Origin of the sequence: Nodosilinea sp. E11 (assembly GCF_032813545.1) — a bacterium.
Classification (GTDB): Bacteria; Cyanobacteriota; Cyanobacteriia; order Phormidesmidales; family Phormidesmidaceae; genus Nodosilinea.
Window position 1 is genome coordinate 2,439,047 of record NZ_CP136520.1, and the last position, 26,514, is coordinate 2,465,560.

At 58.0% G+C, this 26,514-nt stretch carries 30 protein-coding genes and 2 tRNA genes; 21 read left to right on the forward strand and 11 right to left on the reverse strand.

What is annotated here, in order from left to right; translation table 11 throughout:
• Positions 1–130: 130 nt before the first annotated feature.
• On the forward strand, positions 131–793 hold the full coding sequence (locus RRF56_RS13100) for an SDR family oxidoreductase (protein ID WP_317038086.1): 663 nt from the start codon (positions 131–133) through the stop codon (positions 791–793).
• A 273-nt stretch (positions 794–1,066) separates the two neighbouring features.
• Here the strand turns inward: RRF56_RS13100 and ppsA are convergent, their stop codons facing one another.
• On the reverse strand, positions 1,067–3,559 hold the full coding sequence (gene ppsA / locus RRF56_RS13105; RefSeq protein ID WP_317038087.1) for a phosphoenolpyruvate synthase: 2,493 nt from the start codon (positions 3,557–3,559) through the stop codon (positions 1,067–1,069).
• A 289-nt stretch (positions 3,560–3,848) separates the two neighbouring features.
• On the opposite strand from ppsA, the gene RRF56_RS13110 reads away from it, so the two are divergent.
• Positions 3,849–4,061 (forward strand): hypothetical protein, encoded by a 213-nt coding sequence (locus RRF56_RS13110; protein WP_317038088.1) that lies wholly within the window; start codon positions 3,849–3,851, stop codon positions 4,059–4,061.
• Positions 4,062–4,352: 291 nt separating this feature from the next.
• Positions 4,353–5,108, forward strand: a complete 756-nt coding sequence (locus tag RRF56_RS13115; RefSeq protein ID WP_410510605.1) for an ABC transporter permease — start codon at positions 4,353–4,355, stop codon at positions 5,106–5,108.
• Between the two features lie 37 nt (positions 5,109–5,145).
• On the opposite strand, the gene RRF56_RS13120 is transcribed toward RRF56_RS13115, so the two are convergent.
• The 5 genes from RRF56_RS13120 to RRF56_RS13140 form a co-directional block, all read right to left on the reverse strand.
• Positions 5,146–5,535, reverse strand: coding sequence for a phage holin family protein (locus tag RRF56_RS13120; protein WP_317038090.1), 390 nt, complete (start codon positions 5,533–5,535; stop codon positions 5,146–5,148).
• The gene (locus RRF56_RS13125; RefSeq protein WP_317038091.1) at positions 5,528–6,067 is read right to left on the reverse strand and encodes a hypothetical protein; all 540 of its coding nucleotides are present in this window, start codon (positions 6,065–6,067) and stop codon (positions 5,528–5,530) included. The genes RRF56_RS13120 and RRF56_RS13125 overlap by 8 nt, the downstream gene beginning before the upstream one ends.
• 51 nt (positions 6,068–6,118) lie before the next feature.
• Positions 6,119–6,679 carry a DUF4126 domain-containing protein gene (locus RRF56_RS13130; protein ID WP_317038092.1) on the reverse strand — a complete coding sequence of 187 codons (561 nt, stop codon included), beginning with the start codon at positions 6,677–6,679 and terminating at the stop codon, positions 6,119–6,121.
• 102 nt (positions 6,680–6,781) lie between these two features.
• A complete protein-coding gene (locus RRF56_RS13135; protein WP_317038093.1) occupies positions 6,782–7,957 on the reverse strand; it encodes a hypothetical protein in 1,176 nt (391 codons plus the stop codon).
• A gap of 57 nt (positions 7,958–8,014) precedes the next feature.
• Positions 8,015–8,944, reverse strand: a complete 930-nt coding sequence (locus RRF56_RS13140; protein WP_317038094.1) for a hypothetical protein — start codon at positions 8,942–8,944, stop codon at positions 8,015–8,017.
• On the opposite strand from RRF56_RS13140, the gene RRF56_RS13145 reads away from it, so the two are divergent.
• Positions 8,931–9,215 carry a hypothetical protein gene (locus RRF56_RS13145; RefSeq protein WP_317038095.1) on the forward strand — a complete coding sequence of 95 codons (285 nt, stop codon included), beginning with the start codon at positions 8,931–8,933 and terminating at the stop codon, positions 9,213–9,215. The two genes, RRF56_RS13140 and RRF56_RS13145, sit on opposite strands and share 14 nt — an antisense overlap.
• A 65-nt stretch (positions 9,216–9,280) precedes the next feature.
• On the opposite strand, the gene RRF56_RS13150 is transcribed toward RRF56_RS13145, so the two are convergent.
• Positions 9,281–9,952 carry an Npun_F0813 family protein gene (locus tag RRF56_RS13150; protein WP_317038096.1) on the reverse strand — a complete coding sequence of 224 codons (672 nt, stop codon included), beginning with the start codon at positions 9,950–9,952 and terminating at the stop codon, positions 9,281–9,283.
• A gap of 263 nt (positions 9,953–10,215) precedes the next feature.
• Between RRF56_RS13150 and RRF56_RS13155 the strand changes: the two genes are divergently transcribed.
• Both RRF56_RS13155 and RRF56_RS13160 read left to right on the forward strand, forming a co-directional pair.
• A tRNA-Arg gene (locus tag RRF56_RS13155) sits at positions 10,216–10,288 on the forward strand.
• Between the two features lie 163 nt (positions 10,289–10,451).
• Entirely contained in the window at positions 10,452–11,141 is a 690-nt protein-coding gene (locus RRF56_RS13160; protein ID WP_317038097.1) for a rhomboid family intramembrane serine protease, read from the forward strand.
• 24 nt (positions 11,142–11,165) lie between these two features.
• On the opposite strand, the gene RRF56_RS13165 is transcribed toward RRF56_RS13160, so the two are convergent.
• The gene (locus RRF56_RS13165) at positions 11,166–11,639 is read right to left on the reverse strand and encodes a DUF1643 domain-containing protein (RefSeq protein ID WP_317038098.1); all 474 of its coding nucleotides are present in this window, start codon (positions 11,637–11,639) and stop codon (positions 11,166–11,168) included.
• A gap of 105 nt (positions 11,640–11,744) precedes the next feature.
• Here RRF56_RS13165 and RRF56_RS13170 point away from each other — a divergent pair, with 105 nt between their 5' ends.
• On the forward strand, positions 11,745–13,064 hold the full coding sequence (locus RRF56_RS13170; protein ID WP_317038099.1) for an MFS transporter: 1,320 nt from the start codon (positions 11,745–11,747) through the stop codon (positions 13,062–13,064).
• Between the two features lie 225 nt (positions 13,065–13,289).
• Here RRF56_RS13170 and RRF56_RS13175 read toward each other — a convergent pair.
• A tRNA-Arg gene (locus tag RRF56_RS13175) sits at positions 13,290–13,363 on the reverse strand.
• Positions 13,364–13,428: 65 nt separating this feature from the next.
• Between RRF56_RS13175 and moaC the strand changes: the two genes are divergently transcribed.
• Both moaC and RRF56_RS13185 read left to right on the forward strand, forming a co-directional pair.
• A complete protein-coding gene (moaC, locus tag RRF56_RS13180) occupies positions 13,429–13,929 on the forward strand; it encodes a cyclic pyranopterin monophosphate synthase MoaC (RefSeq protein WP_317038100.1) in 501 nt (166 codons plus the stop codon).
• A gap of 54 nt (positions 13,930–13,983) precedes the next feature.
• On the forward strand, positions 13,984–14,784 hold the full coding sequence (locus RRF56_RS13185) for an SAM-dependent chlorinase/fluorinase (RefSeq protein WP_317038101.1): 801 nt from the start codon (positions 13,984–13,986) through the stop codon (positions 14,782–14,784).
• A gap of 27 nt (positions 14,785–14,811) precedes the next feature.
• Here the strand turns inward: RRF56_RS13185 and RRF56_RS13190 are convergent, their stop codons facing one another.
• Complete coding sequence (locus RRF56_RS13190; RefSeq protein WP_317038102.1) at positions 14,812–15,405, reverse strand: DUF1997 domain-containing protein; 594 nt, start codon at positions 15,403–15,405, stop codon at positions 14,812–14,814.
• Between the two features lie 267 nt (positions 15,406–15,672).
• On the opposite strand from RRF56_RS13190, the gene RRF56_RS13195 reads away from it, so the two are divergent.
• Positions 15,673–15,930, forward strand: coding sequence for a hypothetical protein (locus RRF56_RS13195; protein ID WP_317038103.1), 258 nt, complete (start codon positions 15,673–15,675; stop codon positions 15,928–15,930).
• 78 nt (positions 15,931–16,008) lie between these two features.
• Here the strand turns inward: RRF56_RS13195 and murG are convergent, their stop codons facing one another.
• The gene (gene murG / locus RRF56_RS13200) at positions 16,009–17,115 is read right to left on the reverse strand and encodes an undecaprenyldiphospho-muramoylpentapeptide beta-N-acetylglucosaminyltransferase (RefSeq protein WP_317038104.1); all 1,107 of its coding nucleotides are present in this window, start codon (positions 17,113–17,115) and stop codon (positions 16,009–16,011) included.
• A gap of 132 nt (positions 17,116–17,247) precedes the next feature.
• Here murG and RRF56_RS13205 point away from each other — a divergent pair, with 132 nt between their 5' ends.
• From RRF56_RS13205 to RRF56_RS13255, 11 genes are all read left to right on the forward strand, one after another.
• Entirely contained in the window at positions 17,248–18,021 is a 774-nt protein-coding gene (locus tag RRF56_RS13205) for a hypothetical protein (protein ID WP_317038105.1), read from the forward strand.
• 2 nt (positions 18,022–18,023) lie between these two features.
• Positions 18,024–18,632: a cupin gene (locus RRF56_RS13210; RefSeq protein ID WP_317038106.1), complete on the forward strand. Its 609-nt coding sequence runs from the start codon at positions 18,024–18,026 to the stop codon at positions 18,630–18,632.
• 200 nt (positions 18,633–18,832) lie between these two features.
• Positions 18,833–20,194: a ribosome biogenesis GTPase Der gene (gene der / locus RRF56_RS13215; protein ID WP_317038107.1), complete on the forward strand. Its 1,362-nt coding sequence runs from the start codon at positions 18,833–18,835 to the stop codon at positions 20,192–20,194.
• 36 nt (positions 20,195–20,230) lie between these two features.
• Positions 20,231–21,145: an energy-coupling factor transporter transmembrane component T family protein gene (locus RRF56_RS13220; RefSeq protein ID WP_317038108.1), complete on the forward strand. Its 915-nt coding sequence runs from the start codon at positions 20,231–20,233 to the stop codon at positions 21,143–21,145.
• Complete coding sequence (locus RRF56_RS13225) at positions 21,112–22,614, forward strand: anthranilate synthase component I (RefSeq protein WP_410510606.1); 1,503 nt, start codon at positions 21,112–21,114, stop codon at positions 22,612–22,614. Before RRF56_RS13220 ends, RRF56_RS13225 begins: the two co-directional genes overlap by 34 nt.
• 138 nt (positions 22,615–22,752) lie before the next feature.
• Complete coding sequence (pipX, locus tag RRF56_RS13230; protein WP_317038110.1) at positions 22,753–23,025, forward strand: transcriptional coactivator PipX; 273 nt, start codon at positions 22,753–22,755, stop codon at positions 23,023–23,025.
• On the forward strand, positions 23,022–23,708 hold the full coding sequence (locus RRF56_RS13235) for a YggS family pyridoxal phosphate-dependent enzyme (RefSeq protein WP_317038111.1): 687 nt from the start codon (positions 23,022–23,024) through the stop codon (positions 23,706–23,708). Before pipX ends, RRF56_RS13235 begins: the two co-directional genes overlap by 4 nt.
• 597 nt (positions 23,709–24,305) lie before the next feature.
• Entirely contained in the window at positions 24,306–24,905 is a 600-nt protein-coding gene (locus tag RRF56_RS13240) for a cell division protein SepF (RefSeq protein ID WP_410510564.1), read from the forward strand.
• Between the two features lie 119 nt (positions 24,906–25,024).
• Positions 25,025–25,837 carry a pyrroline-5-carboxylate reductase gene (gene proC, locus RRF56_RS13245; RefSeq protein ID WP_317038112.1) on the forward strand — a complete coding sequence of 271 codons (813 nt, stop codon included), beginning with the start codon at positions 25,025–25,027 and terminating at the stop codon, positions 25,835–25,837.
• Between the two features lie 59 nt (positions 25,838–25,896).
• The gene (locus tag RRF56_RS13250; RefSeq protein ID WP_317038113.1) at positions 25,897–26,133 is read left to right on the forward strand and encodes a DUF4160 domain-containing protein; all 237 of its coding nucleotides are present in this window, start codon (positions 25,897–25,899) and stop codon (positions 26,131–26,133) included.
• Positions 26,114–26,431 carry a DUF2442 domain-containing protein gene (locus tag RRF56_RS13255; protein ID WP_317038114.1) on the forward strand — a complete coding sequence of 106 codons (318 nt, stop codon included), beginning with the start codon at positions 26,114–26,116 and terminating at the stop codon, positions 26,429–26,431. Before RRF56_RS13250 ends, RRF56_RS13255 begins: the two co-directional genes overlap by 20 nt.
• The last annotated feature ends 83 nt before the right edge of the window (positions 26,432–26,514 follow it).

The window sequence follows — 26,514 nt, forward strand, 5'->3', positions numbered from 1 at the left end:
GTGTGCCCTGTAGAACTGTGATGCCCATCACGATTTCATTTAACTAGCCCTAAGACTGGTTTCCTTTTCACAAGGCATTCCTTAGAATCAGGCCAGTTCTAGATCTCGTTTTGCCCAGGGGGAATTAGCGGTGAAAGCATTTGTTGCAGGGGCCACAGGGGCAACTGGCTCTAAAATTGTGACCCAGTTGGTCAATCGCGGCGTGCCGGTAGTGGCCTTTGTGCGTGATGCCGCCGCCGCTAGAGCCAAGCTACCCATTGAGGTGACGCTAGTAGAAGGCAGTGTCACCGATAGAGACAGCATTCGTAGGGCGATCGCAGGCTGCACCGTTTTGCTCTCGGCCACCGGAGCCCGTCCTGGCTTTGACCCCACTGGCCCCTACCAAGTCGATTACGAAGGCAACAAAAACCTGATCGATGAAGCCAAAGCCGCTGGCATCGATCACTTCGTCATGGTGTCGTCGCTCTGCGTGTCCCGCTTTCTTCACCCGCTCAATTTGTTCTTTTTAATTCTCTACTGGAAGCAGCAGGCCGAGGCCTACCTGCAAGCTAGCGGCCTCACCTACACCATCGTCCGCCCCGGCGGCCTCAAAGACGATGACACCGACACCCGCACCCTCCTCATGGCCCCGGCTGACACTCTGTTTGAGGGCAGCATTGCTCGCTCAAAGGTGGCGGAGGTGTGTGTAGAGGCGCTGTACCTGCCCCAGGCCCGCAACAAAATCGTCGAGATCGTGGCCCAAGAGAACGCGAACCCTCAGCCCTACGAGGCCCTATTTGCCGGCGTGGCTTAAAGAAAAGAGCGATCGCCCAGGGCCCCGATCCCTCAACCCCAAGAGAATGCGCAAACTCCCAGGGTAAGGGGGATGCTGGCTACCCCCTCTGATGGCACAGCGCAACCCCAGGTCACTCAGCCCAAACCGAATCCAAGTCCCATCCCCCTGATTCCCAAACGGCCAATCAGTAGGGGCGCATGCTGTGCGCCCCTACTGATTGCGGGGGCAGCCAAGTCGGCTTTTGTATCAGACCCCAAAGGCGATCAAAACCTCTGGAGTCTGTAGCCCTGCTCAGCCCATCTGCTGCTCCATATCGGCAATCTCTAGGCGGGTTTTGATCACCGTATCGGGGTTGAGGCTGATCGAGTCGATGCCCTGTTCCACCAAGAAGCGGGCAAACTCGGGGTAGTCGCTCGGCCCCTGGCCGCAGATGCCGATCTTGCGGTGGTATTCTTTGGCCGTTTGAATCGCCATTTTCACCATCCGCTTCACCCCGGTGCTGCGTTCGTCAAACAGGTGAGCCACCAGGGCCGAATCGCGATCGAGACCCAGGGTGAGCTGAGTGAGGTCATTCGAGCCAATAGAGAACCCGTCAAACACCTGGCTAAACTCGTCGGCCAGCACCACGTTGTTGGGCAGTTCGCACATGACGTAGACTTGCAGGCCGTTCTCACCGCGCACCAGGCCATGTTTCGCCATTTCTTCGAGTACCCGGCGGCCCTCATCGGGGGTGCGGCAGAAGGGCACCATCAAAATCACGTTGGTCAGGCCCATGTCGTCGCGCACCCGCTTGAGCGCCTGGCACTCTAGGGCAAAGCCGTCGCGGTAGCGATCGTCGTAGTAGCGCGAAGCCCCCCGCCAGCCAATCATCGGGTTCTCTTCATCGGGCTCAAAGGTGCTGCCCCCCAGCAGGTGGGCATACTCGTTGCTCTTAAAGTCTGACAGACGCACCACCACGGGCTTGGGGTAAAAGGCGGCAGCCAGGGTGCCCACCCCGTGGGCCAGCTTGTCGATGAAATAATCGGGCTTGTGATCGTAGAGGGCGGTGAGCTGCTGAATCTGGCGCTTTTCAGATCCGTCGGGCAGCTGGTCAAAGTTGAGCAACGCCAAGGGGTGCACCTGAATGTGGTTGGCGATGATGAACTCCAGCCGGGCCAAGCCCACACCGTCGTTGGGCAGAGCCGCTAGAGTAAAGGCCAGCTCGGGATTGCCCACATTCATCATGATCTTGGTGCGGGTTTCGGGCAGGCTGTCGATCTGGGTAGTCTCAATGCGGAAGGGGATTTCGCCCCGGTAGATCAGTCCTTCTTCGCCGCCGGCGCAGGTGACGGTGACAGGTTCGCCCGTGGTAATCAGCTGGGTGGCATTGTCACAGCCAACGATCGCCGGAATGCCCAATTCCCGCGCAATAATGGCCGCATGGCAGGTACGCCCCCCCTGGTCGGTGACGATCGCACTGGCTCGCTTCATGATCGGCTCCCAGTCGGGGTCGGTGCGGGCGGTGATCAGCACCTCACCGGGGCGAAACTGAGCAATCTGGTTGACGTCGAGAATGACGCAGGCGCTGCCCTGGCCGATCAGATCGCCGACGGCCCGGCCCTTGGCGACGGGTTCTGTACCGTCTGGCACCTCTAAAATGTACGATCGCAGCTCGTTCTGAGCCCGTTGCGACTGTACCGTTTCAGGCCGGGCTTGGACGATAAATAGCTCGCCCGTAATGCCATCCTTGGCCCACTCGATATCCATGGGGCTTTTGGTGCCCCGCAATTGGGTATAGTGCTCCTCGATGGTGCAGGCCCAGTGGGCAAGCTGGAGAATGTCGTCCTCGTCGATCGCAAAGCGGGCCTGATCGGCCAGGGGCACAGTCTCGTTTTTGGTCAGCTCGGTGCCACTGGTGTCGTAGACCATACGCAGCGCCTTGGTGCCCAAACGCTTGCTGAGAATTGGCTTGTGGCCGCTCTTGAGGGTAGGCTTAAACACCACATACTCATCGGGGTTGACGCTGCCCTGCACCACATTTTCGCCCAGGCCGTAGGCGGCGGTAATCAGCACGGCATTCTCAAAGCCAGTCTCAGTATCAATCGAGAACATGACGCCGGAGGTGGCCAGGTCTGAGCGCACCATGCGCTGAATGCACACCGACAGCGCCACATCGAAGTGGTCAAATTGCTTAGTGGTGCGGTAAGAAATGGCGCGATCGGTAAACAGCGAGGCGTAGCACTTCTTGCAGGCAATCAGCACCGCCTGGTCACCGTAGACATTGAGGTAGGTCTCTTGCTGACCGGCAAAGCTGGCGTCGGGTAGGTCTTCGGCAGTGGCACTAGAGCGCACCGCCACATCGACCTCGGTGTAGGCGTGGTCGGCCAGACAAGACTCGTCGTCTAAGCAGAGGTTTTGGCCAGCTTCTTCACACATCTGGTGGTAAGCGCGCAGAATAGTCGCCTTGAGATCGTCAGGAAAGGTGGCGTTAAGAATTAGCGATCGCGCTTTTCTACCCCGCCGCCTGAGTTCAGTGACATCGTTGATATCAAAGCCACCCAACACCTGCCGCAGCTGAGCATCAAGGCCGGTTTTCTCAATGAAGTAGCGGTAGGCGTAAGACGTGGTGGCAAACCCCGTTGGCACCCGAATGCCCTGAGGGGTCAACTGCTGAATCATTTCGCCGAGGGAGGCATTTTTGCCACCGACGATGGGGACATCGTCGAGGCGTAGTTCATCGAGCCAGAGAACAAGCTGTTGATCCCGCTGAGGGGCAGATTGCTGAACCACAGACGTAGCTACCATGTCGCCACCTTAAACATCTATTGAGTTAAGTCGGGCACCGGTTCAAACGCTTTACCCAGCAAAACCCCCAGCCGATCGAGACCGGGAACTTGCGATTTTGCTGGGATAAAGCTTTGTCGCTGGGCCACCTACCTCCATGCTAAAAATCTGGGGATCAGCCCACAAGCTTGTCTAACTTTTCGTGTCTCGAATGCAATAGATGTATACAACCCTAGCCACCCACTCACCCCGAGCAGACCATCTAAACCGCTGTTACAGTGATCCATAGATCCTCCTTAGCAGGCTAACCATGGATAGTCGTGAACTTGCCCAATTTATTGAGGCCAGAGATGGCATCTCTAAACCCTGGCTGCTGGTGCTGTTGCGCTTGACGAAGTTAAAAGAGCGAAAAGACACCACCCCCCACGAGATCTACATGGCAGAACTCAGTGCACTGCACCAAGAGCTGATGGGCCTGGGAGAGTGGTGGGTCGGTAATGAAAATGAACTGCTTAACCCCTAGAACTGGATTGGTGGGCAAAACCGAGTCCTTGGCGCAGATTTCCCAGGGGTAAGCACCCAGGGGTCGCGGTTTATGGCATGCGGTTCGCGGCTAGCCTTGGACCTAAAACCTTGAACCGTATACTCCCTGTACTAGGGAACTCTCTGCCCAGTGAACCCTGCCCTTTAGCCCCCTAGCCTTTAAACTATTAAGCAGTTAAGAAGTGTTGCAACTGATCCCGTGACTAATATCCTTTCTCGTCCGCGCCAGCGTCAGGGCCAGGTGCTGCCCCTCAGCACCCTTTGGAGTGATATGCTCACGGTGTTTTGGGGCGACTGGCTCGACCTGCGGGTGCGCATTCCCCAGGTGGCGGCCTCGGGGCTGGTGTCGCCCTTAATTTATATTTTGGCCTTTGGTCTAGGATTGGGCAGTGCGATCGACCAGGTGACCACCCCGCCAGCGGGCGACAATTACCTAGAGTTTATTCTGCCGGGGATGGTAGCGCTGTCGTCGATGGTGATTAGCTTTGGCGGCACCACGTTTTCGATTTGCGGCGATCGCCTCTTCACCAAAACCTTCGAGGAAATGCTGCTCTACCCGGTGCATCCCCTGGCGCTGCACCTGGGCAAAATGCTGGCGGGCATTGTGCGCGGGCTGATGACCGCAGGCTCGGTCATTTTGGTGGCGATTCTGTTTACGGGGCGGTTTTGGAGCTTCATTAACCCGCTGTTTTTGCTGTTGGTGGTGCTCAACTGCGCCGTGTTTGCAGGCCTAGGGGTAATCGTCGGGCTCAACGTCAAATCGCTTGAGAGCGTGGGCCTATTCAACAACTTTTTGATTGTGCCGATGTCGTTTTTAGGCGGCACGTTCTTCGACCCGGCGACGCTGCCGGTGGCGCTAAAGGCGATCGTCTACCTGCTGCCGCTGACCTATACCACCGTCGGCCTGCGGGCAGCGGCCTACAAACCCCTGGCTGAGTTCCCTTGGTACTCAATCCCCATTCTGCTAGCGGTGGCGGGGGTGCTGGCGGCGATCGGGGCAAGACAATTTTCAACCCAGCAAGATTAGCTGTCGGACATTGCAGGCAATGTCCCTACTTTTCTGGTTACTCTTTGGCTTTGAGCAGCGCCACCGATCGCGAGAGTCGAGCCTGAGTCTGTATCATCAGCGGCCCGCGCAACCGCAGCCGCCCCAGAGTGACAAAAACTAAGCCCAACAGTAGGTCAACCCCGGCCACAGCGGCGATCGCCTGAAGCCAGCTCAGCCCCAGGGACTGGGCAAACACCACACTGGCGACGATGCCGAGCACAACTCCTGTGGTGAGTAGACCAATACCGACGCCCACCATGATAAAGCCGCTGATTAGGCGGCGGCTTTCGTAGTTGGCCTCTTGTACGGCAACATCGAGATGAGTATCGACTAGCACTGTTGCCAAACGCAGCAGTCGCCGCAAGTAGCTTTCTACTTGGTCAAAGGCAGAGTCAGAGCTATCCACGCTTGCCCCCCAAGATCAGACCTAGCACAAAGCCAATGCCCAGGGCAATTAGCAGGCTTTGCCCCAGGTTGCCGCGAGCACGTTTCTCAAGTTCGGGCAGCATCTCAACCTTCAGCTCTTGAATCAGGTTCTCAGTGCGCGCTTCGAGGTCGTCAAGCAGATTGTCAATGCTAGATTTGTCTACCCCTAGCGACCCAGCAGACTCTAGGCCAGTAACCTCTAGGGCAGAGGCCAAGACCCCATTGTTTGAAACCTTACGAGCCGCCTTGCGGGCAGCCTTACGAGCCGCCTTCCCCAAGTTTGGTGGCTCGACTTCAATTAGGCTGGCTAGCTCTTTGATTTGGCGACGCACTAGGGTTTGGGTGCGATCGGTTTCACCACTGATGTAGGCCACCGCCAGATCGAAATCGCCTTTGGTAGCGATCAGATTTTCTTCGATGAGCTGGGGCCACTCAGCCAACATCATCGGCACAATAGCGTCAAAGTGTTGCTCAAAGGTAGCTTGGGCATTGGTGGCAGTGTGGCTGGCCATGGCTGGCTCCCGGTGGTGGACGGTGGACGAAGCGGTGCAGGCTACCGTGCTCTAAGAACTGCGCCATTTACGCCTGCGCCGCCGGAAGAGTAGGTACATCAGCACCCCTACTACGAGTACTACCAAAATTGGCACCGCGATCGCGAGTACCGAAAGGATGGTTGAGCTGACCAATTCTGTTGTAGAGACAGCAATATTGCCCACTGGCCCTGCCGCTGCGGTAGAGGCCAACCGAGCCAACCCGGTAAATGCCTGGGTGCCGCTGGCCACGCTGCCTCCGGCGATCAGCGCCAGGCTCCACTGCAAAAAGGGATTGATGTCGCCCCCGGTAACGGCGGCGGTGAGAACAGTGCCTGCGATCGCCGCCGCGGGCAGTTCTACCGCATCCATAACGTTATCGACGATGGGCACAAAGTAAATCAACACCTCTAGAACAGTGGCGACCACAAAGGCAATAATGGCCGGGGTGCTGGCCATCCACGCCATACCGGGCGACAGGGCCAAGTAGCCCTGCTGAGCCGCTATGCCTGCAATTAAGAAAGGCACCAAGATCCTAAACCCAGCGGCGGCGCTCAGGCCAATGCCAATGGCAACGTGCAGCAGTAGGTCCATCACTCTCCACGGTGTAAGCCTAGGCCTAGTGTATGGGGCAAAGGCAGAACATGGGCCAGGGCCAAGGTAACGTTTTGGCACAGGCGAGAGCTACTCACGCACCTAATCTTCGCCCAGGGGGGCAACCGACTCTAGGTCATCTTGGCCGAGGGAAAAGACCTGGCCATCAATAAACAGGCGAGTAATGCCCTTGGCTTGCAGGTAGGGGCTGGTGGTTTGCAGTAGGGTGCCGTCGGGTACCTTGACCACTCGCTGGTTACGACGCGAAAACCGCCGGGCCACATTGTGGTTTTCAAACACCGGTAGGGTGCGCGAGTCGCCCTCGGTCTCTGGGATTTGGCCGAGTTCGGCAAAGGTGCGCAGGGGCAGCACTACCAGTTCTGAGGAGGTGCGCTCGACCACCACGTAGCAGAGAGGCGGCAGCACGTCAGCCGTGAGCGGCGCAATCTCTAGGGTCTCTAAATGGGGGGTAGAACCGCGATCGCCACCTTCCCAAGCATAGGTATTGGCATCATCGTCGTCACCATCATCGTCGTCGTCGCTATCGTCTTCGTCGTAGTCATCCCCAAGCACGGGATTGTCATCCCAGTCATCGTCAAGGTCATCAGCCGTTTCGTCGTTCGATGACTTGGCGGCAGCAGGAACACTCTGAGCCGACTTCAGCACTGGCCGAGCCGGCTTTTCGGGAGGGGCGGCGGGGTCGGGGACAGGTTCGGTGAGGGAGAGCTGAGTCACCTCAGGGGGGGCTTCGACCTCGGGTTCTGCGCTGTCGTCTGGGGGACTGTCTGCTGCGGTTTCAGAGAGGCGCGATCGCCGTTTTCTTGTAGGTTTCGGTGAGGGAGCTGGGGCTTCAGCCGCAACCGCAGCTGCCTCTGGGTCTGCGGCCAGGGTAACAGCGATCGCAGGTTCGGCGACGGGCTCAACCACGGGTTCGGCGACAGGCTCGGCGACAGGTTCGACTGTTTTCTGACGACGCTTAACCTGAGGTTTTGAGCTAGCCTCGGGTTCGACTAAAACCGGGGGCAAGATCTCGGTCCTATCGTCGGGCATGACGACTTCCAAAGCAGCCTTACCGGGCACAGATCGCTCACTCGCTCCGCGTTTCTGCTGAATCAAAAGGCTGTATTCAGCTTCGGGCAAGCTGGCTTTCAACAACCGGCTGATGGTGCTGTTGCTGACCCCATAGCGATCCGCCAGAGTTGAGGTCGTTTCCTGGGGCTGGCGGTACAGGCTCAAGATAGAAGTCTTGTCAGCCTCAGTCAGCTTTTTGGGTGCCATGCCGTGGGTTCCGTAACAATGCCATCTAATATCTTAAGGCTAATCTCTCAAAGGGCCTTAACCTCGTCGTCGTCGGGTGCTGCGGCGAGAATTCACCGAAACGGCATGTTCGACCACCGCCCCAAGGCCAAAAAAGACTGCCGAAAACGTCCAAAAGACTTCCCAGAGGCTGCCTTCGATGTAGGTGTCGGTATTGACAGCATAGGCAAAAAACATATCGGCAATGTAGAGACAAAAGGCGGCGATCGCAATCAGCTTCCACGACTGTGAGTAACGCCCGCCCCAAAAAGCCACCAGCAGCGTACCCGCAATTACCAGCAGCACAATGTCACCAATCAAGTAGAGTAGACCGACGACGTCCACCATTGGTTCCAGCATGCCGTCTAGCTGCAAGACCCAGCCTGGCGCTGAACTCGTGGCCTCGATCGGTGCTGCGGCTTCAATCTCGGGCACCGCAACCTCCTCCTCGGTAGCAGCCTGAGCAACCTGATAGATCGGTGGACCTGACTCCAAAGGCCCAACGGTAGCTTCAGCGGCGGCTAAGTTGACGAAAATAGCCAGCAGTACTCCCCCCAAACCAATGCCAACCACCATCAGCCACTGAGGCACCTCCAGGTTTAATCGCCTGGGCAGCACGGCCTTAAACATGCCAGCGGCCAAAAAGACATAGCTAAAAATGTAGAAAAAATCGCCCAGCGACACCGCCGGGTCAAGCCCCCAAACTGTACCCCAAATAAAGAACAGCACCGTGCCCATGGCATAGAACAGCAAGCCCAGGCCAATCCAGAACCAGACGTTGCGGCCGCTGACGATTTGGGTACTGCGCCAGTTTCGAAAGCACAACACCGAGGCCAAGAAAAATGCCCCAATTTCTAGCAGGTTAATGCCAACTAAAAACCAGCCGGGTTGGGCACCATCTTCTCCAGGTGCCGTAAACAGCAGGAAAAACAGCAGCGTAACCACACCCCAGGCGATGCAGGCTCCCACCAACAGCGGGGTAGATGGGTCACGGGTAGAGGCCGATGTCGATGACTTGCTCAATAGTTCACTCCTAAAGGAACTCAACGGCGCAACTGTCAATGTGGTGACGCGGTGGCCCTCGGGAGCTGGTCTAACTCCGGGGAAAGAACCATCGCAGCGATCGCCCGCCCTAGCGGTGCACCCAGCGCAACGCCTGAATTGTACCGATTCCCCAGTCGCTTGGGCCGACCACCCTAAAGAATCATGGGAATTAGGCATGGGGAGCAATATTTCTTAAACTCCTTAACCGCACCGTCTGTTTCCCAAGCAGTCAGGCCTGCCTTCAATGGCTCCACACCTGAATTAAACCCAAATCTTACCCGAGGGCGACTGCTGCAACCAGCGCTTAAACTGGCTTTGCTCGGCCACCGTGAGGTCTTCTACCGCTTCCAGAGCGCGATCGGCAAAATTAGCATTGCCGAAGTAATCTTTGGCAATGCGGTGCAATTCTTCGAGCAGGCGATGCAAATGGTGGTCTTGCCAGGGCGGCAGTTGGGGCATCGCCAGCGGATCGACGGTCAGCAGGGCTCTCACCGCATCAGGAGTCGCAGACTGGGGAAACTTCCAGGCCGCAAACACCTTACTCACATCGTCTTCAAACTGCCGGGCCTGCTTATTGCCTAGCAAATCTTCTACATCCATATACAGCACCTGCAACATCAGCAGGCAGGCCTTAATGAACGTCGCCCCCGCTGGCGGCGTGCCCGTGTCAGGCCCAGCGTCGTGATCAAACTGATCCAGGCGAATCTTGCCCCAAATACTAAAGCGCTCAGGTTCTTCAAGTAATACGCAGGCCTTACCTCGGTTGTCCGTCAGATCGCGCCACAGGGCTCTGGCATCGTCTTCTTGCGCGGCACTAAATACGCTCAGCAGCCGAAAGGTTTGCCCTTGGTAAGACAAGATCGGAATCTGTTGATCTTTTTGTGGATGGTGCATCGTTTTGATGTCAACATCCTGCCGCTTAAGGATAAACATGTTATGGCCTGCTGACTCCTAGCTGAGGTGAATACCTGCAGTAGGCGGCGGCTGCAACGGTAAACCGCACCCTTAGTACTGCGTAGTAGCGATGTGATAAAGCCTGGCAAACCCTCACAGACTGTGCAATCTTATGTCAAGAGACTTATTTTAGCGACCTCGACTGCGCTAGCATCACTCTGCCGCTGTTTTTTCAACATTCTATTCGTCCTAGTCTGCCCTGAGAACAACCGGCACCCTCTAAAATAAAGTGGTGATGGTTAGGGCCATTAGCTCAGCGGATAGAGCAACCGCCTTCTAAGCGGTCGGTCGCTGGTTCGATCCCAGCATGGCCCGTTAGTGATCGATGAGAGTCAATGGCTACTCAGACTAGCCCCCAAAGACTCTGCTTTCCCCCTAGTCAGTCGAGCGTTGCCGCTAGGCCGTTGAGTTGTGCTGGGCAGAAGCGGGGCGAAAAAGCTAACCTAGCTATAGTCTCAACTCCACACAGGCAAACGCTTTGGACGACTCCGAACTGCAAGCCCGGCTGAATCGGCTAGAAGCAGAACTGAACGAACCTGCGGCTCCTTCTCAGGCTTCTCGCCCTCAGGCTTCTCACTATCAGGCATCTAAGGCAGCGCCCACCCAGGGGTGGCTAGAACGGCTAAAGGCCAATGCGCTGCTGCCGATCTACCTAGTGGCGATTCCCTGGGGGCAAGAAATTGTCGATCAGGTGTTTTTTGGTGGTCGCTGGAACCTGCCGTTACATCCCCGCAGCCTAGAGGGCATCCCCGGTATTTTTCTATCGGCGATTTCCCACTCTGGGTTTGCCCACCTGATTGGCAACACCATCGGTTTTTTGATCTTTAGCTGGCTGATTTTGGCCAAAAGCCGCCGCGACTATTGGATTACCCTGCTGATTGGTTGGCTGGGCGGAGGGGTAGTGGCCTGGCTGCTTGGCCCCACTAGCGTCCACGGGCTGAGTGGGGTGGTGTATACCCTGTTTGGCTATTTGCTGTGCATTGGTTGGCTAGAGCGGCGGGTAGTGCCGCTGCTGATTTCGATGTTTGTGCTGATCAACTACAGCTACTTTATTTTCGGCATGTTTCCCACCCAGCCCATGGTGGCCTGGTGGGGACATTTGTTTGGGTTTGGGTTAGGCATTATGGCCGCCTACGGGGTCTACCAGGAGCCGGGGCGGCCAGAGTAGAGGACCGAAGCCTAGGGTGAGGGGTCAACTCCAGTGCTGCAGGGGAGTAGCACTAGGGGCGTAGAGAGGATGCCGGGGTTGGCCCGTGAGGTTGCGCCCTAGGCAGTAGCATTTGGCCTGGTGGGGAGTGAGGAGAGACAGGACGGTGCGATCGCGCCCTAGCCATCTGCCGCCATTGCCCCAGGCCAACAAAATGGAGTCAGCTCGGTCGGCTACCTCAGCGAGAACTCTGTCGTTCTCAGGGCCAATGGGGTCGTCAACCTGGCTCAGCACGGCAGGATGACAACTGCGGTAGGCAAACAGATTGACCACGGCGATCGCCCCAGACCCCCAGCCCTGGGCAAACCCCAGGCAGCGGCGCAGGGTAGGGTCGTCTAGAGCACTGTCGGCCCAGCTAGGATTGAGCATGATGATAGCCAGGGTGGAGGCATGACTCCAGCGTCGCTCCAGGCAGTAGCGGTAGCGACCCGTGGGGTCAACGGTAGCGGTACGCTCCATGGCCGACACCTGCAACATTTGTTTACATTAAGGAGTGGGATAGCGTTACTTACGACGGCGCTAGTGCCCTGATGCAGCCAGCACTCTACGGGGAGAACGACCGTTTTGACTATTTTCTCAACCTTTAGCCCGGCGGTGCGCAACAATCTGACGGTGTTGTTTGCGGCGGGGCTCTGCTTTTGGGCCGGGCTGGCGGGGCTGTTGCCCACCCTACCGCTATTTATCGAAACCCTGGGGGGTAGTGGCCAACAGATCGGTATTGTGATGGCGTCGTTTGCCATTGGTCTGCTGGTGGCGCGGCCCTACCTGTCGCGGTTGGCCGATGAGCGAGGCCGCAAAGTGGTGCTGATGGTGGGCTTGACTGCGATCGCGATCGCCCCCTTTGGCTACCTGCTGGTGCAGTTCTTGCCCCGCGCGATTGTGCCCCTCTCGATAGCCGGGTACACCTTCAGTTTAGACACCTCCATTTTGGCGATGATGGGCATTCGTGCCTTTCACGGGCTGAGCATTGCGGCCTTTGTGGTGGCCTATAGTGCCTTGGTGCTCGACTTGGCCCCACCCGCCAATCGGGGCGAACTGATTGGCTATATGACTCTGGTCAACCCCATTAGTTTGGCCCTCGGCCCGGCTCTGGGCGGCTTTCTCTACGAGGCGACCGGGTTCACGACAGCGTTTTTGGCGATGGGCCTGCTGGGCCTGGTGGGCTTGGGCCTGGTGGCGCGACTGCACGAACCCTATCAGCCCCGCAACGCTACCGACGGGGCTGGGGTACCGGCATTTTGGGGACAGCTGTGGAGCGGGCGAGTCCGCACTCCGGCAATTATTTTGCTGCTGGTGGGGTTGGCCTTTGGCACCCTCAGCACTTTTGTACCGCTGTATGTGCGTGAGGCGGGATTAGCCTTAAATGTAGGCCTGATCTACACCGCCTCAGCGCTGGCCAGCTTTATGTCGCGGTTAGTGGCGGGGCGGGCCAGCGATCGCTATGGGCGGGGGCGATTCATCACTGCTAGCCTGCTGGTCTATAGCCTGGCGATGGGCATGTTTTGGCTGGCCCGCAGCGCGCCGATGTTTTTGCTGGCGGGGTTCATTCAAGGGTTTGCCGGCGGCACGTTAATTCCGATGATTGCGGCCCTGATGGGCGATCGCTCTACGGCGAGCGATCGGGGCCGTACCTTTGGCCTAGCGATGGTGGGCTTTGATGTGGGCATTGCCCTGGCTGGCCCAGTCTTTGGCACCATTGCCGATCAGCTGGGCTACCGAGGCATCTTTGGTCTCTCGGGAGTCATGACCCTAGTAGGGCTTGTAGTTTTTGCCACAGCCAACAGCAAAGACTTAGCCCACTCCCTGCGGTTTGCCCTAGGCCACGGCCAAGATGTATACGCCACAGACCTAGCGGCTCAACGCTCCGGCAGCATAACCCCCTAGGTCACCTCGCCCCAACCAGTCGAGCTATAGCCATAGTCACCTGGGTTAGGACGTCCAGAAACCTCAAGAACGTTTGAACGTTCTTAGGGGAAATGTCTCAACCAAACTGGCTACAGCTACAACAGCCTACCTAGGGTAAAGCCAAAAAATTAGGAACAAGATTGAGTCTTAAGCCCAAAGCCTTGTTCCTAATGCCCCGTAGTTCGGGGATGTATTCACTTAAAACGGGCGAGGAGGGATTCGAACCCCCGACACCGTGGTCCGTAGCCACGTGCTCTAGTCCACTGAGCTACACGCCCCTGTGCAGGCTTTTGATATTAGCATACTCTTCTGCACACTTTAAACCCCCAATCACCAAAAAATAATGACTGAAAAATCTTCGCCAGCGACAGCCCTCACCCACCTTGATGCCCAGGGCCAAGCTCACATGGTCGATGTTGCCGCCAAACCCCAGACTGTGCGCGAGGCTGTTGCCGTGGCCACCGTGGTCATGCAGGCCCAAACCCTAGCCACCATTGAAGCCGGAGACGCCCCTAAAGGTGACGTGCTAGGCACCGCCCGCATTGCAGGGATTATGGCAGCCAAACAGACGGCTCACCTCATTCCCCTTTGTCACCCCCTGCCCATTCAGAAAGTGGAGGTGCAAATTACTCCCGATGCAGCGTTGCCCGGCTACACCATTCAGGCCACCGTTAAGATCAAGGCCGAAACCGGGGTGGAAATGGAGGCCCTAACCGCTGCTAGCGTAGCTGCACTCACCCTCTACGACATGGCCAAGGGGCTCGAAAAATCGATCGAAATTCGCGGTATTCGCCTACTGAAGAAAACCGGCGGCAAATCGGGCGACTACCGCGCTGACCTCTAGGCGTTGACTAGGCCGGCCCTATCTCTCTGTTCTCCAGCCCATTGCCTTTCGCCCATGCCCATTGCCCTGATCACTGACTTCGGCACCCAAGACGCCTACGTCGGCATTATGAAGGGTGTCATTGTGACCCTATGCCCCACCGCCCCGCTGATCGACCTTACCCACGCTATTCCTCCCCAAGATCTGGTCGCTGCGCGGTTCACGCTGCTCAGCGCCTACCCGTACCTACCCACGGGCACGGTGTATCTAGTGGTGGTCGATCCGGGGGTAGGTACCCGCCGTCGCGCGATCGCCGTGCAGACCTCCCGAGGCTTTTTGGTGGGGCCAGACAATGGCGTGCTCAGCGGCGTTTGGCCCAATGATGACCGGGTGGAGGCCGTAGAGCTAACCCATGCTGACTACTGGCGCGGTGCCCACCCCAGTGCCACCTTCCACGGTCGAGACATTTTTGCCCCGGTGGCGGCGCACCTAGCCAACGGCGTTGCCCTCACTCAGCTAGGGCCAACAATCGATGCTCAGTCTCTGGTGCAGTTGCCTAGGCCAGCGCCTGTGGCCCTAGCTGGGGGCTGGGAGGGTGCGGTGCAGTATATCGATCGCTTTGGCAATGCGGCGACGACCATTCCGGCCAGCGCCGTAGACTCTGGCCCCTGGTCACTCACGGTGGGAACCACAACACTGTCGGGAACCACAACCTATGGCGCGGTGGCCCCAGGGACAGCCCTAGCACTGGTGGGCAGCCACGGTTTTGTTGAGATAGCCATCAACCAGGGCAGCGCCCAGGCGACCTTTGGCCTCATGGTGGGCGATCGCATTCAGGTCACCCGGTTGCCTCAGCCCCCGTCTACCGCCTGCTGACAAACCTCCCCCGCCACCTAGCCCCATCTACCCCTGCACCGTACGACCATGCAGGGCGCTGGGAGCGCTGACCTGGAGTTGAGCTTGGTTGGCGGCTACCCAGGCGCGATAGTCTTCGATGAGCTGGCGCTCAATGCGATATTTGATGGTGGTCAAGATGCCGCTGAGAAAGGTTTTGCCCGTGCGATCGAGCACCGAAGTCGGCATAAAGCTAATTGGGGGCGGCAGTTCTAGCTGAATACGCAGATCGGCCCAACCCCGCAATTCTGTGTAGGTGGTTTCGCGGTGGGGCGTGAGGGTGCCCTTCAGCGCCATCCCAAAAGAGTCGTTGACAAAACTCAGATAGTCAGGCCCCTTGACCTGGCAGCCTACCGACTCCAGAGTCAAAGTGCCGTCAGAGTGCGATCGCACCTGCAAGTCGGCGGTGGGCTCAATGCTAATGCCAAAAAATTGCAGCGGTCGCAGGCTCAGCCGATAGACCCCTTCGCCCAACACCTCAATGCGGCGAGGATCGGTAATCGCTTGCACGAGACGCTGAGGCTGCCGCAGGTAGTGCTCAATCGGAATGGCCTCGTTAGGCACCCGCAGGCATAGGGTTTGGCTGGCGTGGAACTCTTTCATAAAAGAAAGCTACCTGAAAACGGGGTACGACCCAGGACAGATAACGTTTTGTAACCTATGTTTAACAATTTAGTACGTTCTTCAGGTTTGGTGGTGTTCGCAGGGCACCGTTGGGCACCTTGAGAGGCTAAGTTTTCAGGGGTCTCTTGGGAGGGAGGGGGAGATCCTCCCCGGCCATATTCGGCCCTCCGACTCGCGACTTTTTCTGAGAGGGCGTTACATAGAGTTACTACTCACTCAGGGGCAGTTGCACCCAAGGAGACTGCAATGACATCTGCAATGACATTTACGCCAACCCATGTTTTGATTTCGCGCACCAAAGAGACTCCCGTGCAGCTAGTGGCCGGGCCTCGGGGCTACTGGCTCTACACCGAAGCCGAAGCACAGCAGGGCAAGTCCCCCGCCTTTGAAGTACGACCTAAACTCGGTTTCTACTGCCGTGGGCAACAGGTAGTTGGGTTTCACCTGCAACCGCTGGCAACTCAGACTAAATCGCAGCCCCAGTCGGCGGCGATGTCGCAATAACTGACTGACCACCAGGCCGTAACCAACCGAGACGGCGTGGCAACCAATTGACCATCAAGGCCACCTTCCAGACTCGTTTTACCGATTTAGCACCACTTGCTGAATCAAATTGGCCAGTTTCGTTGCGCTATCGGCGGCGGCAAGACTACCGGCAGCGGTGGCCATAGCCGTCAACCGCTGAGGCTGGGCCAGAAGGTCTAACACCAAAGCCTGGAGCTGAGCGGCCGATGTTTTGCCTTGGGGCAGCGTTAAGGCCGCAGCGGCATCGGTAAACACCGCAGCATTCACGGTCTGATGGTCTTCTGCCGCGTAGGGATAGGGAATCAGCACCGCCGGGGTGCGAGAGATTGCCAACTCGGTGAGGGTACCGGCCCCAGCGCGGCCAATGGCCAGAGTGGCCCGGTTCATCAGGGCAGCCATAGAGCTAAAGAACGGGCGGTGAATATAGTGAGGGTGCTGGTAACTGTCGGCATCAGGATCGCTGCTGCCGGTTTGGTGCACTATCCAAGCACCGGCATTAATCCAGGCAGGGGCCGCAGCCCGCACCAGTTGATTTACCGCCACAGCCCCTTGGCTGCCACCCACCACCACAATTAGGGGCACCCCATCGGGTACCGCAGGATCATCTAAGGCTAGCGGCTCAGGGGTGAGAAAGTCATCTCGAACCGGGGTACCCACCACCACAGTTTCAGCTTTGGGCAGGTATGAGCGGGCGGCCTCAAACCCCAGGGCTACGACGGTACACCAAGGGCTCAGCCAGCGGGTAACTTTACCCGGCAGAGCGTTGGATTCGTGCAGCACTGCGGGCAACCCGAGCGATCGCGCCGCAATAATAGCCGGGGCGGCAATGTAGCCTCCCGTGGTAAACACGCCGTCAAACTTACCCTGCTTGAGCAGACGGCGCACCTGCACTGTAGCCTGGCCAAACTGGCCCAGCGTCTTGAGCGTAGCCAGCCCAGGTCGACCTTGAAACCCAGCCATGCGTACGGTATGCAGGGGCCAGTGATCGGGTACTAGAGTAGTTTCGAGGCGATCGGGCACTCCTAGCCATTCGATGGTGAAGCCCTCGTGACGCAGGGCTTCGGCGGTGGCGATCGCCGGGAACAGGTGACCACCCGTGCCGCTGGCGGCCACCAGCAGCCGGGGCGATGAAGCAGATGCTGCTGGGGTAGATGCTTGGGGCAACGGAACACCCTCGACGCTGAAAACGCCTCTAACTATACCAACTCCCTGGCAATTGATATAAGGTAGACGGAGTATTTCTGGCGGGGGTAGTGCGGCGTGGTAAGAGCTTCAGCAAAGCATTGGGGACGAGGCATGGCCGCTCTAGCAACCCTAGGATTGATGGCCACAGCCTACCCGGAGCCGGCTCAATCCTATTCCCTAAATGTGGCTTTAGACCTAGCCCAAGCGGCCCCGGCTGAGGTGCAGAGCCTGCTCAGTGAATTAGAGGCCGCCGCTAGCGATCGCAACCTCGACGGGGTGATGGCCTTTTATAGCGAGTCCTTCACCAGCGATACCGGCTTTGACTATGGGCAGCTGCGCCAAACCCTCGAAACCCTTTGGCAGCAGTATCCCGACATAGCCTACGACATTGAACTTTTGAGCTGGGAGGCCACTGGCCCCGGCACCTACACCGTTGAAACCCGCACCACCGTCACCGGCCAGCAAACCCAAGCCGAACGGGTGCTCACCCTTAGCGCCGACATCACCTCCCGCCAGCGCCTGGAGGCAGGTCAGATCGTCCACCAAGCCACCTTGAGCGAAACTAGCCGCATGGTGGCAGGCAACAATCCGCCAACGTTGCAAGTGCGTCTGCCCCAAACCGTATCGCCAGGGCAATCCTACAGCTTCGACACCATTGTCTTAGAGCCGCTGGCAGGGCGATCGCTCATGGGGGTAGCCGTAGAAGAAGGGGTCACCGCCGTAGATTTTTTTGAGCCCCGCCCGGTAGTGTTCGACATTCTGAGCTCTGGCGGTCTTTATAAGCGAGGCACTGCCCCAGCAGAAGCCGACAATCGCTGGGTCTCTACAGTGGTCATTCGCGAAGACGGCATGGTGGTAGAAACTCGCCGCCTCCGCGTTGAGTAACGATGGCAAACCACAACTGGCTCATCACCGACGATGGCACCCGTCGCTCCTTCGGCGATTCGGACACCCCAGAGCCAGGGCGTTACTACCGTCTATACCGGTTTTTGACTGAGCTGGAAGATATTCTCGATATTTTTCATGACGACATCAGCCGTTTAGAAGCGATCACCCCTCTGGTGCGCAAACTGCTGGTGAGCTCCTATTGGCTGCAAATGGAGTACCACAACCCCGACCCGGCCATGGGCTGGAGCGTTAACTTTCTCTACCGCGAACACGAGTTTCCCATCACCATCCAGATGGTGAGTTGGTTGCCCGAGCGCAAATCTAGCATTCACAACCATGGCACCTGGGCCATAGTGGCTCTGGTAGGTGGCCAAGAGCGCAACCGCCTCTGGCGGCGGGCACCCGCACCAAATCAGCCCGATCGCCTTGAGCTCGTCGAAGAGGTAATTCTCAACCCCGGCGATGTCGTGGCCCTGACCGCCAATGCTATTCACAGTGTCGAACCCCTGGGCGACGAACCTACGGTGTCGTTTAATCTCTATGGGGTAACCAATTTTAGCGATCGCTACGAATTCGACCCCGAGAGCCACACCGCTCGCCGGTTTTAGCCTCAGCAGCGTTGGCCGCCGCTGAAATGTCAGGGCTAAGCGTGATTAATAGCGCAGCTTCAGACAAGAACTCAGCACAGCTGGCTGGCCGTTGACTACAATGGAAAGATTGAGAAGATATCTCATGGGACAATCTAAGCGGCTAGCGCTGTGTAGTCGCTTGATTTCGTAGACCATTCATCTGCCTAAAGGCCCAAGTCATGCCCCTGCCTATTGTTGCGGTTATCGGACGCCCAAATGTGGGCAAATCTACCCTAGTGAACCGCCTGGCCGGGGCTCAAGACGCAATTGTCTACGACCAGCCAGGGGTGACCCGCGATCGCACCTACCAGCCCGCCTTTTGGCGCGATCGCGACTATCTGGTGGTCGATACCGGCGGCCTAGTATTTGACGACGACACCGAGTTTTTGCCCTACATTCGCGAACAGGCCCAGCTGGCGCTGAGCGAAGCTAGCGCCGCCGTATTCGTGGTCGATGGCAAAACTGGCCCCACCGAATCCGATCGCGAAATTGCCTCCTGGCTACGGCAGCAGTCGGTGCCGGTGCTGCTGGCCGTCAACAAGTGCGAATCGTTAGACCACGGCCTGGTGCAGGCAGCCCAGTTCTGGGAGCTAGGCCTGGGCGAACCCTACGCTGTCTCCGGCATTCACGGCAACGGCACTGGGGAAATGCTCGATGCCCTGGTCGAATTTCTGCCCGAAACCGTCGAAGAAGTGGCCGAAGAAGAAATCAAAGTCGCCATTGTGGGGCGACCTAACGTGGGCAAATCGAGCCTGCTCAACGCCTTTGTGGGTGAAACTCGCGCCATAGTCAGCCCGATCTCGGGCACCACCCGCGATGCGATCGACATGCAGGTGCAGCACGGCGACAAAACCTACCGCCTGATTGACACCGCCGGCATTCGCAAGAAGAAAAGCGTCGAGTATGGGCCAGAGTTCTTTGGCATCAACCGCGCCTTTAAGGCGATCCGCCGGGCCGACGTGGTGCTGCTGGTGATCGACGCCCTCGACGGCGTCACTGAGCAAGACCAAAAGCTGGCGGGTCGCATCGAAGAAGACGGTCGCGCCTGCGTGATTGTCGTCAACAAGTGGGATGCCGTAGAAAAAGATAGCCACACCATCTACGACTTTGATCATCAGATCTCAGCCCGACTCAATTTTCTCGACTGGGCCAAACGTATCTTCGTTAGCGCCAAGACGGGGCAGCGAGTACCCAAAATTTTAGAATTAGTCGATCATGCTGTGGAGCAGCACCGTCGCCGGGTGAGCACCTCAGTGGTCAACGAAGTGCTCGAAGATGCGGTCAAGTGGCACACGCCACCCACTACCCGCCAGGGTCGTCAAGGCCGCATTTACTACGGCACTCAGGTAACGGTACGGCCCCCATCGTTTACGCTATTTGTGAATGATCCCCACCTGCTAAAGGACAACTACCGCCGCTACGTAGAGCGGCAGTTCCGCGAAAACCTGGGCTTTGAGGGCACTCCCATTCGTATTTTCTGGCGGGGCAAGGCCATGCGTGACCTAGAGCGCAACAACCCCAACCGGGCCACGAAAGTCTGAGCCCACTCCACATTTAGTCGTCCTTAGCCGATATAAATGGATCTTCTGCGATCGCTCCCGATTGGCCTCTACTTAGAACAGCCCATCACCTGGCTGCACCGGATTGATCCCAGGGTCAAGATGGCCTGGCTGATGAGCATTTTGGTCACGCCCATTCTGGCCAATGCCTATTGGCGATTTGGCCTGGTGGCGCTGCTGGTGCTGCTGACGCTGGTGGGAGGCATTCCCTTTCGGGTGTGGCGGCAGCAGATGGGCTGGCTGGTGGTGCTGAGCGGCATCGTTATGCTGCTTACCTTCGTCATGCCCGACGGGCTTCAGATCGCCCATACGCCTCGGCTGCCCACTCCCGCCGACATGGCGACCTTAGAGGATCCGCCAGAGGTGCTACCAGAACTGCCTCAACCCACGTCATACCGCTACGTGGTGCTCGACTGGGGGCCAATCACCGTGACCCGGCGATCGATGGAGCTGGGCATTCGCATTGGCACGCTGCTGTTTACCCTGATCTACGGCACTAACCTCTACCTGCTCACCACCGCCCCTGAAGAAATTACGGTGTCCCTAGAAGCGCTGATGGCCCCACTGCGGTGGTTTCGCCTGCCCGTGACCGAGATTGCCCTGACGGTCACCCTATCGCTGCGGTTTATTCCGCTGGTGCTGGAGGAGGTACAGAACCTGGTGCGATCGGTGCAGACCCGCGCCATCAACTGGAAGAAGTTGGGGCTGCGGGGCTCGGCCCAGGTGTGGCTGGCCGTGGTTGAGCGGCTGCTGCAAAATTTGCTATTGCGGGCAGAGCAGATCGCCGCCGCCATGGAGGTGCGGGGCTTTACCAGCCCCAACGAGCACCGGGTGCGCTGGTACCAAATGGTGCTGCGATCGTGGGATTGGTTTGCCTTGGGGCTATTAGCCGTGTTTTGGTGGGCGCGGTGGGTCTGGGGAGGCGAGATTTGAACTGGTGGGTGCGATCGCAACCGCTCAAGCACCGCACCGGTAGCGATATCTTTCAAGCCCTCTACGGCGATCGCTTGCAGCAGCCCCCTAGCCTAGCTAATCTAGTGGCCCTGCTAGAGAGCCCTTGCCCTAGTTCTGCCATGGCTCCCTCTCGCCCTGCCCCCCCCTGGAGCCCTCACGGACGCTACTCGATCTGCGCCGGGCCGCCCCAGTCGGTAGGGGGGCTTCCCCAGGTGTGGACACCGGGGGTGGGCCATATTTTGCCCATGCTGGCCGAACGGTTAGCCGGGGGCCAACAGATCGCGCTCTTAGGCGAAGAAGCCGCTGCCGCCGAGCAAACACTGCCCTTTACCGGCGGCTGGCTGGGCTGGCTGGGCTACGACCTCGCCTGGGAAATTGAGCGCCTACCCACCCTCAAGGACGATCCCCTACCCTTTCCGGTGGCGCTGTGGTATCAGCCCGCGACCTTTGCCGTGCTCGACCACCAAGCCCAGCGGCTGTGGCTGGCGGCACCGTCTCCAGAAGAGCTAGATGCCATGGCGCACCAGCTCAGTCTGCCTCCGGATAAAAAACCGCCAATGGTAGAACTGGCGGGCGATCCCCGCTCTGTGACCCTGGGGATGGCAGCGGCAGAGTACCAGCAGGCGGTGCTACGGGCCAAGCAGCACATTGAAGCGGGGGATGTCTTTCAGGTCAATCTTTCCCTCCGGTTCTCGACGGAAACTACGGCCCATAGTTGGACCCTGTACCGCAACTTGCAGGGCATTAACCCCTCTCCCTTTGCTTGCTATTGGCGCACCCCCTGGGGCGACGTGATTAGCTGCTCGCCAGAACGGCTCGTTCAGCTCCAGAACGGGCCAGGCGAACCCGATGAGAAGCGCATCGCCCAGACCCGCCCCATCGCCGGTACACGCCCTCGGGGAGCAACTCCCCAGCAAGACGCCGAGTTGGCCCAAACCCTGCTGAGCAACCCTAAGGAGCGGGCAGAGCACATCATGCTGGTAGACCTAGAGCGCAACGACCTGGGCCGGGTGTGTCAGTGGGGTACGGTGCAAGTCGATGAACTGCTGACTGTGGAGTACTACAGCCACGTCATGCACCTAGTGAGCAATGTGGTGGGAGAGCTGAGGGGCGATCGCTCCGCCATCGACCTGATCCGTGCCACGTTTCCCGGCGGCACGATTACCGGCTGCCCCAAGGTGCGCTGCATGGAAATCATCGAAGCCCTAGAGCCAGTGCGCCGCAGCCTGTTCTACGGCTCCTGTGGCTACCTTGACCGGCGCGGCCAGCTAGATTTGAACATTTTGATCCGCACCCTGTTGGTTGGGCATACTGAACCAGCATCGGCCAGATCTACGGTGTGGGGGCAGGTGGGAGCAGGCATCGTCGCCGACAGCGACCCTCAGCGAGAATGGCAAGAGTCCTTACAAAAAGCCCAGGCGCAGCTGCTAGCCCTGGGCTTGGGCTAGCCAGGCAATTAGGCGCAATTCAATGCATCTAACCGGCTGAATGCATGAAGATTACCCAGCAGGATCTAGAATGCATGTGGCGAATTGAACGGACGTAACTATTATCCTGTCGTACGACGCACCCTTTTCCCTACCTGAATGAGCACAGAAACCTATCTCAATCATCCCAATTTTGGCCTGCTCTTCAGAGTATGCATGGTGGACGACGGGCAAGAGCTGTTTGCAACGCTATATGCCCAGCGGCTGTTTTTTCTGGTAACCAACTCCCCCACGGAGGGGTTGGAGTTTCAGCCCCTCGGTCGCAGCAACGCCCGCCTGCTGCTCGAAAGCCGCCTGCGGATTTTGCGGCGGGCTGGCCAGCAGGCCGACTATGATCGCCTCCAGCACACCTATAAGCAAACCTTTCAATGACCGCTGCCCCCAGCGCCCTGCCAGAGCAATTTGACGCTATTCGTCAGGGCATTCCCCCCACGGTAACGTTGATTGCAGTAACCAAGTTTCTGCCAGTAGAGACCATTCGAGCGGCCTACGAACGGGGGGTGAGACACTTTGGCGAAAGTCGGGTGCAGGAGGCGATCGCCAAACAGACCGAACTCAGCGACCTACCCGACATTACCTGGCACCTGATTGGCCACTTGCAAACCAACAAAGCCCGCAAGGCCGTTGAGCATTTTGACTGGATTCACTCCGTTGACAGCCTGAAGCTAGCCGAACGTCTCGATCAAGCCGCTATGGAGGTGGAGAAAGTCCCCCAGTGCTGTCTCCAAGTAAAACTGGTGCCCGACCCGCCAAAATACGGCCTCGATGCCACCGCCCTCACGCCTCTCTTACCCCAATTTGACCAGTTGGCCCACCTCAACATTCGCGGCCTGATGACCATTCCTCCCCAGGGAGCCGAGCCAGCCGTAGTGCGCGAGGCGTTTACAGGGGCCAAGGCTTTGGCTACCACCATCAACCAGAGCGGCTTTCATCGCTTGCACATTGATCAGCTTTCCCTGGGGATGTCTGGAGACTATGGAGAGGCGATCGCCTGCGGATCGACGATGGTGCGGCTGGGTACCGCTCTGTTTGGCCCGCGCCCCCTATCGCCTTAACCCCAGCCAGGGCAGAATCGAGCCATTTCTCGCCGGGGTTACTAATTCAAACCTAGAATCTCAGTGGCCTTGGTCAAGGGGGTAAGACAATAATCCCACCGTTAACCCCGATCGATCCCTTAACTAGAATTTATATTTAGCCATAGAATCAAACCGTTCTCAGGGTTCTTTAACTAATTGTGAATCAACCCTTCCATTTTTAGATTTCGTGTATACTGTTGACTCAATATTCTGTCTACAGGATATTTAAGTCCTGCCCAAGCAAGGCTCTGGAGTTTTTTGGTGGTAATCTTCAGACTTCAACCCTAACTTGACAGGGCACAGCCACCTAGGCCTGCTTTAGCTCAGCGAGCAACGCTTCATTTCGATGACGTTTGACCACTGGGTTTGCAATTCAGGTTTAGGCCAGCAGCAGCCTTCCGCAGGGTCTTTGTTACCCCATTCCCCAAGCTAGCCCGATTAATTTTCACAACAGCCGTTGCAAATGGAAATTTGGCGCTATCATGGCCCTCGGATAACCGGAATCATATAGCCCCCCAACTAGTTAACAGCTAGGGGTTGGCCCACCTGAGTGATAGTCATCGTGGAGTGTAAGTTGTGAGCAACATGTTTTCTAAACTGCGGGACTTCGTCGGCCTAAACGACCCAGCAGACTATGACTACGAATACGAAGAAATGGATGGAGAGGAGTACCAAAACCTCTACCAGGAAGAGAATACCCAGCCCATTGTGCAGCCCCAGCCCGAAGAAGTGCGGCGAGCTCGTCCCCGTCGCGAACGTATGATGCCCACTGATGCAGGAATGACCCCGATGGCCAGCAACGTAATTGGTATGCCTGGTGCCATGAACGGCACCTCCGAAGTGGTGGTGATGGAGCCTCGCTCCTTCGAAGAGATGCCCCAAGCCATTCAGGCCCTGCGCGAGCGCAAGTCGGTCGTTCTCAATCTCACCATCATGGACCCCGACCAGGCTCAACGCGCCGTCGACTTCGTGGCGGGCGGCACCTATGCTATCGACGGGCACCAAGAGCGCATTGGCGAGAGCATCTTCCTGTTTACCCCCAACTGCGTACAGGTGAGCACCCCCACCGAGTACGAAGAAGAAGTCTTTATGGGTCAGTCCCAGGGTATGCCCATGGCTGGCCAAATGCCCCCTGCACCCACCTGGGGCGCAGAGCCTATGGTTCGCATGGCCTAGGCGCTGTTCACGCTTGCTAATCCGCGACTATCACTGCCCCTGGTCTAGTACCGGGGGCTACCTTAGGTTATTGTCTTCACTAGCGATCGCAAACGGTTGAGACGTCGGTGAGGATGGTTATGTCTAACGAAAAATTTGGGGTTATCGGTGGCGGGATGATGGGAGAAGCTCTCATCGCCCGCCTTCTTGATCAGGGCGTTTTTGCCCCTGACAATGTTCTGGTGAGCGATCCCCAAGCGGCCCGGCGCGAGGTTTTGCACCACACCTACGGCGTGCAGACCACCGCTGAGAACCAGGCCGTGATCGACGGTGCTGAGACCGTTTTATTGGCGATCAAGCCCCAAATGCTGGCCACCGTAGCCGGGCCGTTGCAGCACCCTAGCGGTCAGCCACCGTCCCTGCTGCTGTCGATTTTGGCGGGGGTCGATCTAGCTCGACTTGCGCAAGAATTTCCTGGCTGGGCTGTGGTGCGGGCGATGCCCAACACGCCTGCCACGGTGGGGGCCGGGGTGACGGCGCTGGCGGCGGCAGATGGGGTAAGTGAAGATCAGCGATCGCAGGCCCGCACCATCTTTGGCAGCGTGGGCACCGTAGTGGAGGTGCCCGAGTATCAAATGGACGCGGTGACAGCGCTCTCTGGCTCGGGACCAGGCTATCTGGCCCTGGTGGTAGAGGCCCTGGCCGATGGCGGGGTAGCGGTGGGGCTACCCAGGGCGATCGCCCTGGAACTGGCGATCGCCACCGTGCGCGGCACCGGCGAACTGCTGCACCAGGGCGACCTGCACCCGGCTGTGCTCAAAGACCGCGTTACCAGCCCCGGCGGCACCACGATTGCAGGCATTGGGGCGCTAGAGGCAGGGGGACTGCGATCGGCCCTGATGCAGGCGGTGCGGGCGGCCTACCTGCGGTCTAAGGAACTGGGTCAGTCCTGATCCAGCTTCAGGCGATGCCAGCCTACAATTGAAGGGTCTGAGAGCGGATTTCGACCATAATGCCCACGTTACTTCGCGTTGGCCCTTACCGTTTTTTCTGCTACGCAGGCGATCGCGATGAGCCAGCCCATGTTCATATTGAGCGTGACAGCAGTGAAGCCAAGTTTTGGCTGACTCCAGTCAGACTCCAGTTCAACAAGGGGTTTTCGTCTAACGAGATCAACCGTCTTCAGAGGTTGACCGAGGACAATCAGCAGCAGTTATTGGAGGCTTGGCATGACTTCTTCAATGGTTGAAATCCTCAATATCCCCGAAATTCAGCAGGTTTCTATTTCTGCCGACCTGCTTACAGTCGAGCTGTCTGATGGGCGCGTTATCGCCGTACCGCTGGCTTGGTATCCTCGACTACTCCATGGCACCTCGGCAGAACGAGACAACTGGCGATTAACCGGTGGTCAAGCAGGCATTCACTGGCCAGAATTGGATGAAGACATCAGCTTGAAGAATATTTTACTGGGGCAACCTTCGGGAGAAAGTCAAACCTCGCTGCAGCGGTGGCTCGACAACCGAAACCCCCAAGCGAAAAGCTCGTAGCGGCCACAGCCGCCAAGCAGTCAACTCCCTGGCTCATAGCAAAAGTCTGCTTTAGCGTACTGATAATGAAAACGCACCACTCC

Excerpts from the sequence above, each read along its gene's own strand:
- ppsA (WP_317038087.1), bottom strand. The coding sequence starts at position 3,559 with ATGGTAGCTACGTCTGTGGTTCAGCAATCTGCCCCTCAGCGGGATCAA.
- RRF56_RS13110 (WP_317038088.1), top strand. The coding sequence starts at position 3,849 with ATGGATAGTCGTGAACTTGCCCAATTTATTGAGGCCAGAGATGGCATC.
- RRF56_RS13115 (WP_410510605.1), top strand. The coding sequence starts at position 4,353 with ATGCTCACGGTGTTTTGGGGCGACTGGCTCGACCTGCGGGTGCGCATT.
- RRF56_RS13125 (WP_317038091.1), bottom strand. The coding sequence starts at position 6,067 with ATGGCCAGCCACACTGCCACCAATGCCCAAGCTACCTTTGAGCAACAC.
- RRF56_RS13130 (WP_317038092.1), bottom strand. The coding sequence starts at position 6,679 with ATGGACCTACTGCTGCACGTTGCCATTGGCATTGGCCTGAGCGCCGCC.
- RRF56_RS13135 (WP_317038093.1), bottom strand. The coding sequence starts at position 7,957 with ATGGCACCCAAAAAGCTGACTGAGGCTGACAAGACTTCTATCTTGAGC.
- RRF56_RS13145 (WP_317038095.1), top strand. The coding sequence starts at position 8,931 with ATGCAGGCTCCCACCAACAGCGGGGTAGATGGGTCACGGGTAGAGGCC.
- RRF56_RS13150 (WP_317038096.1), bottom strand. The coding sequence starts at position 9,952 with ATGTTTATCCTTAAGCGGCAGGATGTTGACATCAAAACGATGCACCAT.
- RRF56_RS13165 (WP_317038098.1), bottom strand. The coding sequence starts at position 11,639 with ATGGAGCGTACCGCTACCGTTGACCCCACGGGTCGCTACCGCTACTGC.
- moaC (WP_317038100.1), top strand. The coding sequence starts at position 13,429 with ATGACTGAAAAATCTTCGCCAGCGACAGCCCTCACCCACCTTGATGCC.
- RRF56_RS13185 (WP_317038101.1), top strand. The coding sequence starts at position 13,984 with ATGCCCATTGCCCTGATCACTGACTTCGGCACCCAAGACGCCTACGTC.
- RRF56_RS13190 (WP_317038102.1), bottom strand. The coding sequence starts at position 15,405 with ATGAAAGAGTTCCACGCCAGCCAAACCCTATGCCTGCGGGTGCCTAAC.
- RRF56_RS13195 (WP_317038103.1), top strand. The coding sequence starts at position 15,673 with ATGACATCTGCAATGACATTTACGCCAACCCATGTTTTGATTTCGCGC.
- RRF56_RS13205 (WP_317038105.1), top strand. The coding sequence starts at position 17,248 with ATGGCCGCTCTAGCAACCCTAGGATTGATGGCCACAGCCTACCCGGAG.
- RRF56_RS13210 (WP_317038106.1), top strand. The coding sequence starts at position 18,024 with ATGGCAAACCACAACTGGCTCATCACCGACGATGGCACCCGTCGCTCC.
- der (WP_317038107.1), top strand. The coding sequence starts at position 18,833 with ATGCCCCTGCCTATTGTTGCGGTTATCGGACGCCCAAATGTGGGCAAA.
- RRF56_RS13220 (WP_317038108.1), top strand. The coding sequence starts at position 20,231 with ATGGATCTTCTGCGATCGCTCCCGATTGGCCTCTACTTAGAACAGCCC.
- pipX (WP_317038110.1), top strand. The coding sequence starts at position 22,753 with ATGAGCACAGAAACCTATCTCAATCATCCCAATTTTGGCCTGCTCTTC.
- RRF56_RS13235 (WP_317038111.1), top strand. The coding sequence starts at position 23,022 with ATGACCGCTGCCCCCAGCGCCCTGCCAGAGCAATTTGACGCTATTCGT.
- proC (WP_317038112.1), top strand. The coding sequence starts at position 25,025 with ATGTCTAACGAAAAATTTGGGGTTATCGGTGGCGGGATGATGGGAGAA.
- RRF56_RS13250 (WP_317038113.1), top strand. The coding sequence starts at position 25,897 with ATGCCCACGTTACTTCGCGTTGGCCCTTACCGTTTTTTCTGCTACGCA.
- RRF56_RS13255 (WP_317038114.1), top strand. The coding sequence starts at position 26,114 with ATGACTTCTTCAATGGTTGAAATCCTCAATATCCCCGAAATTCAGCAG.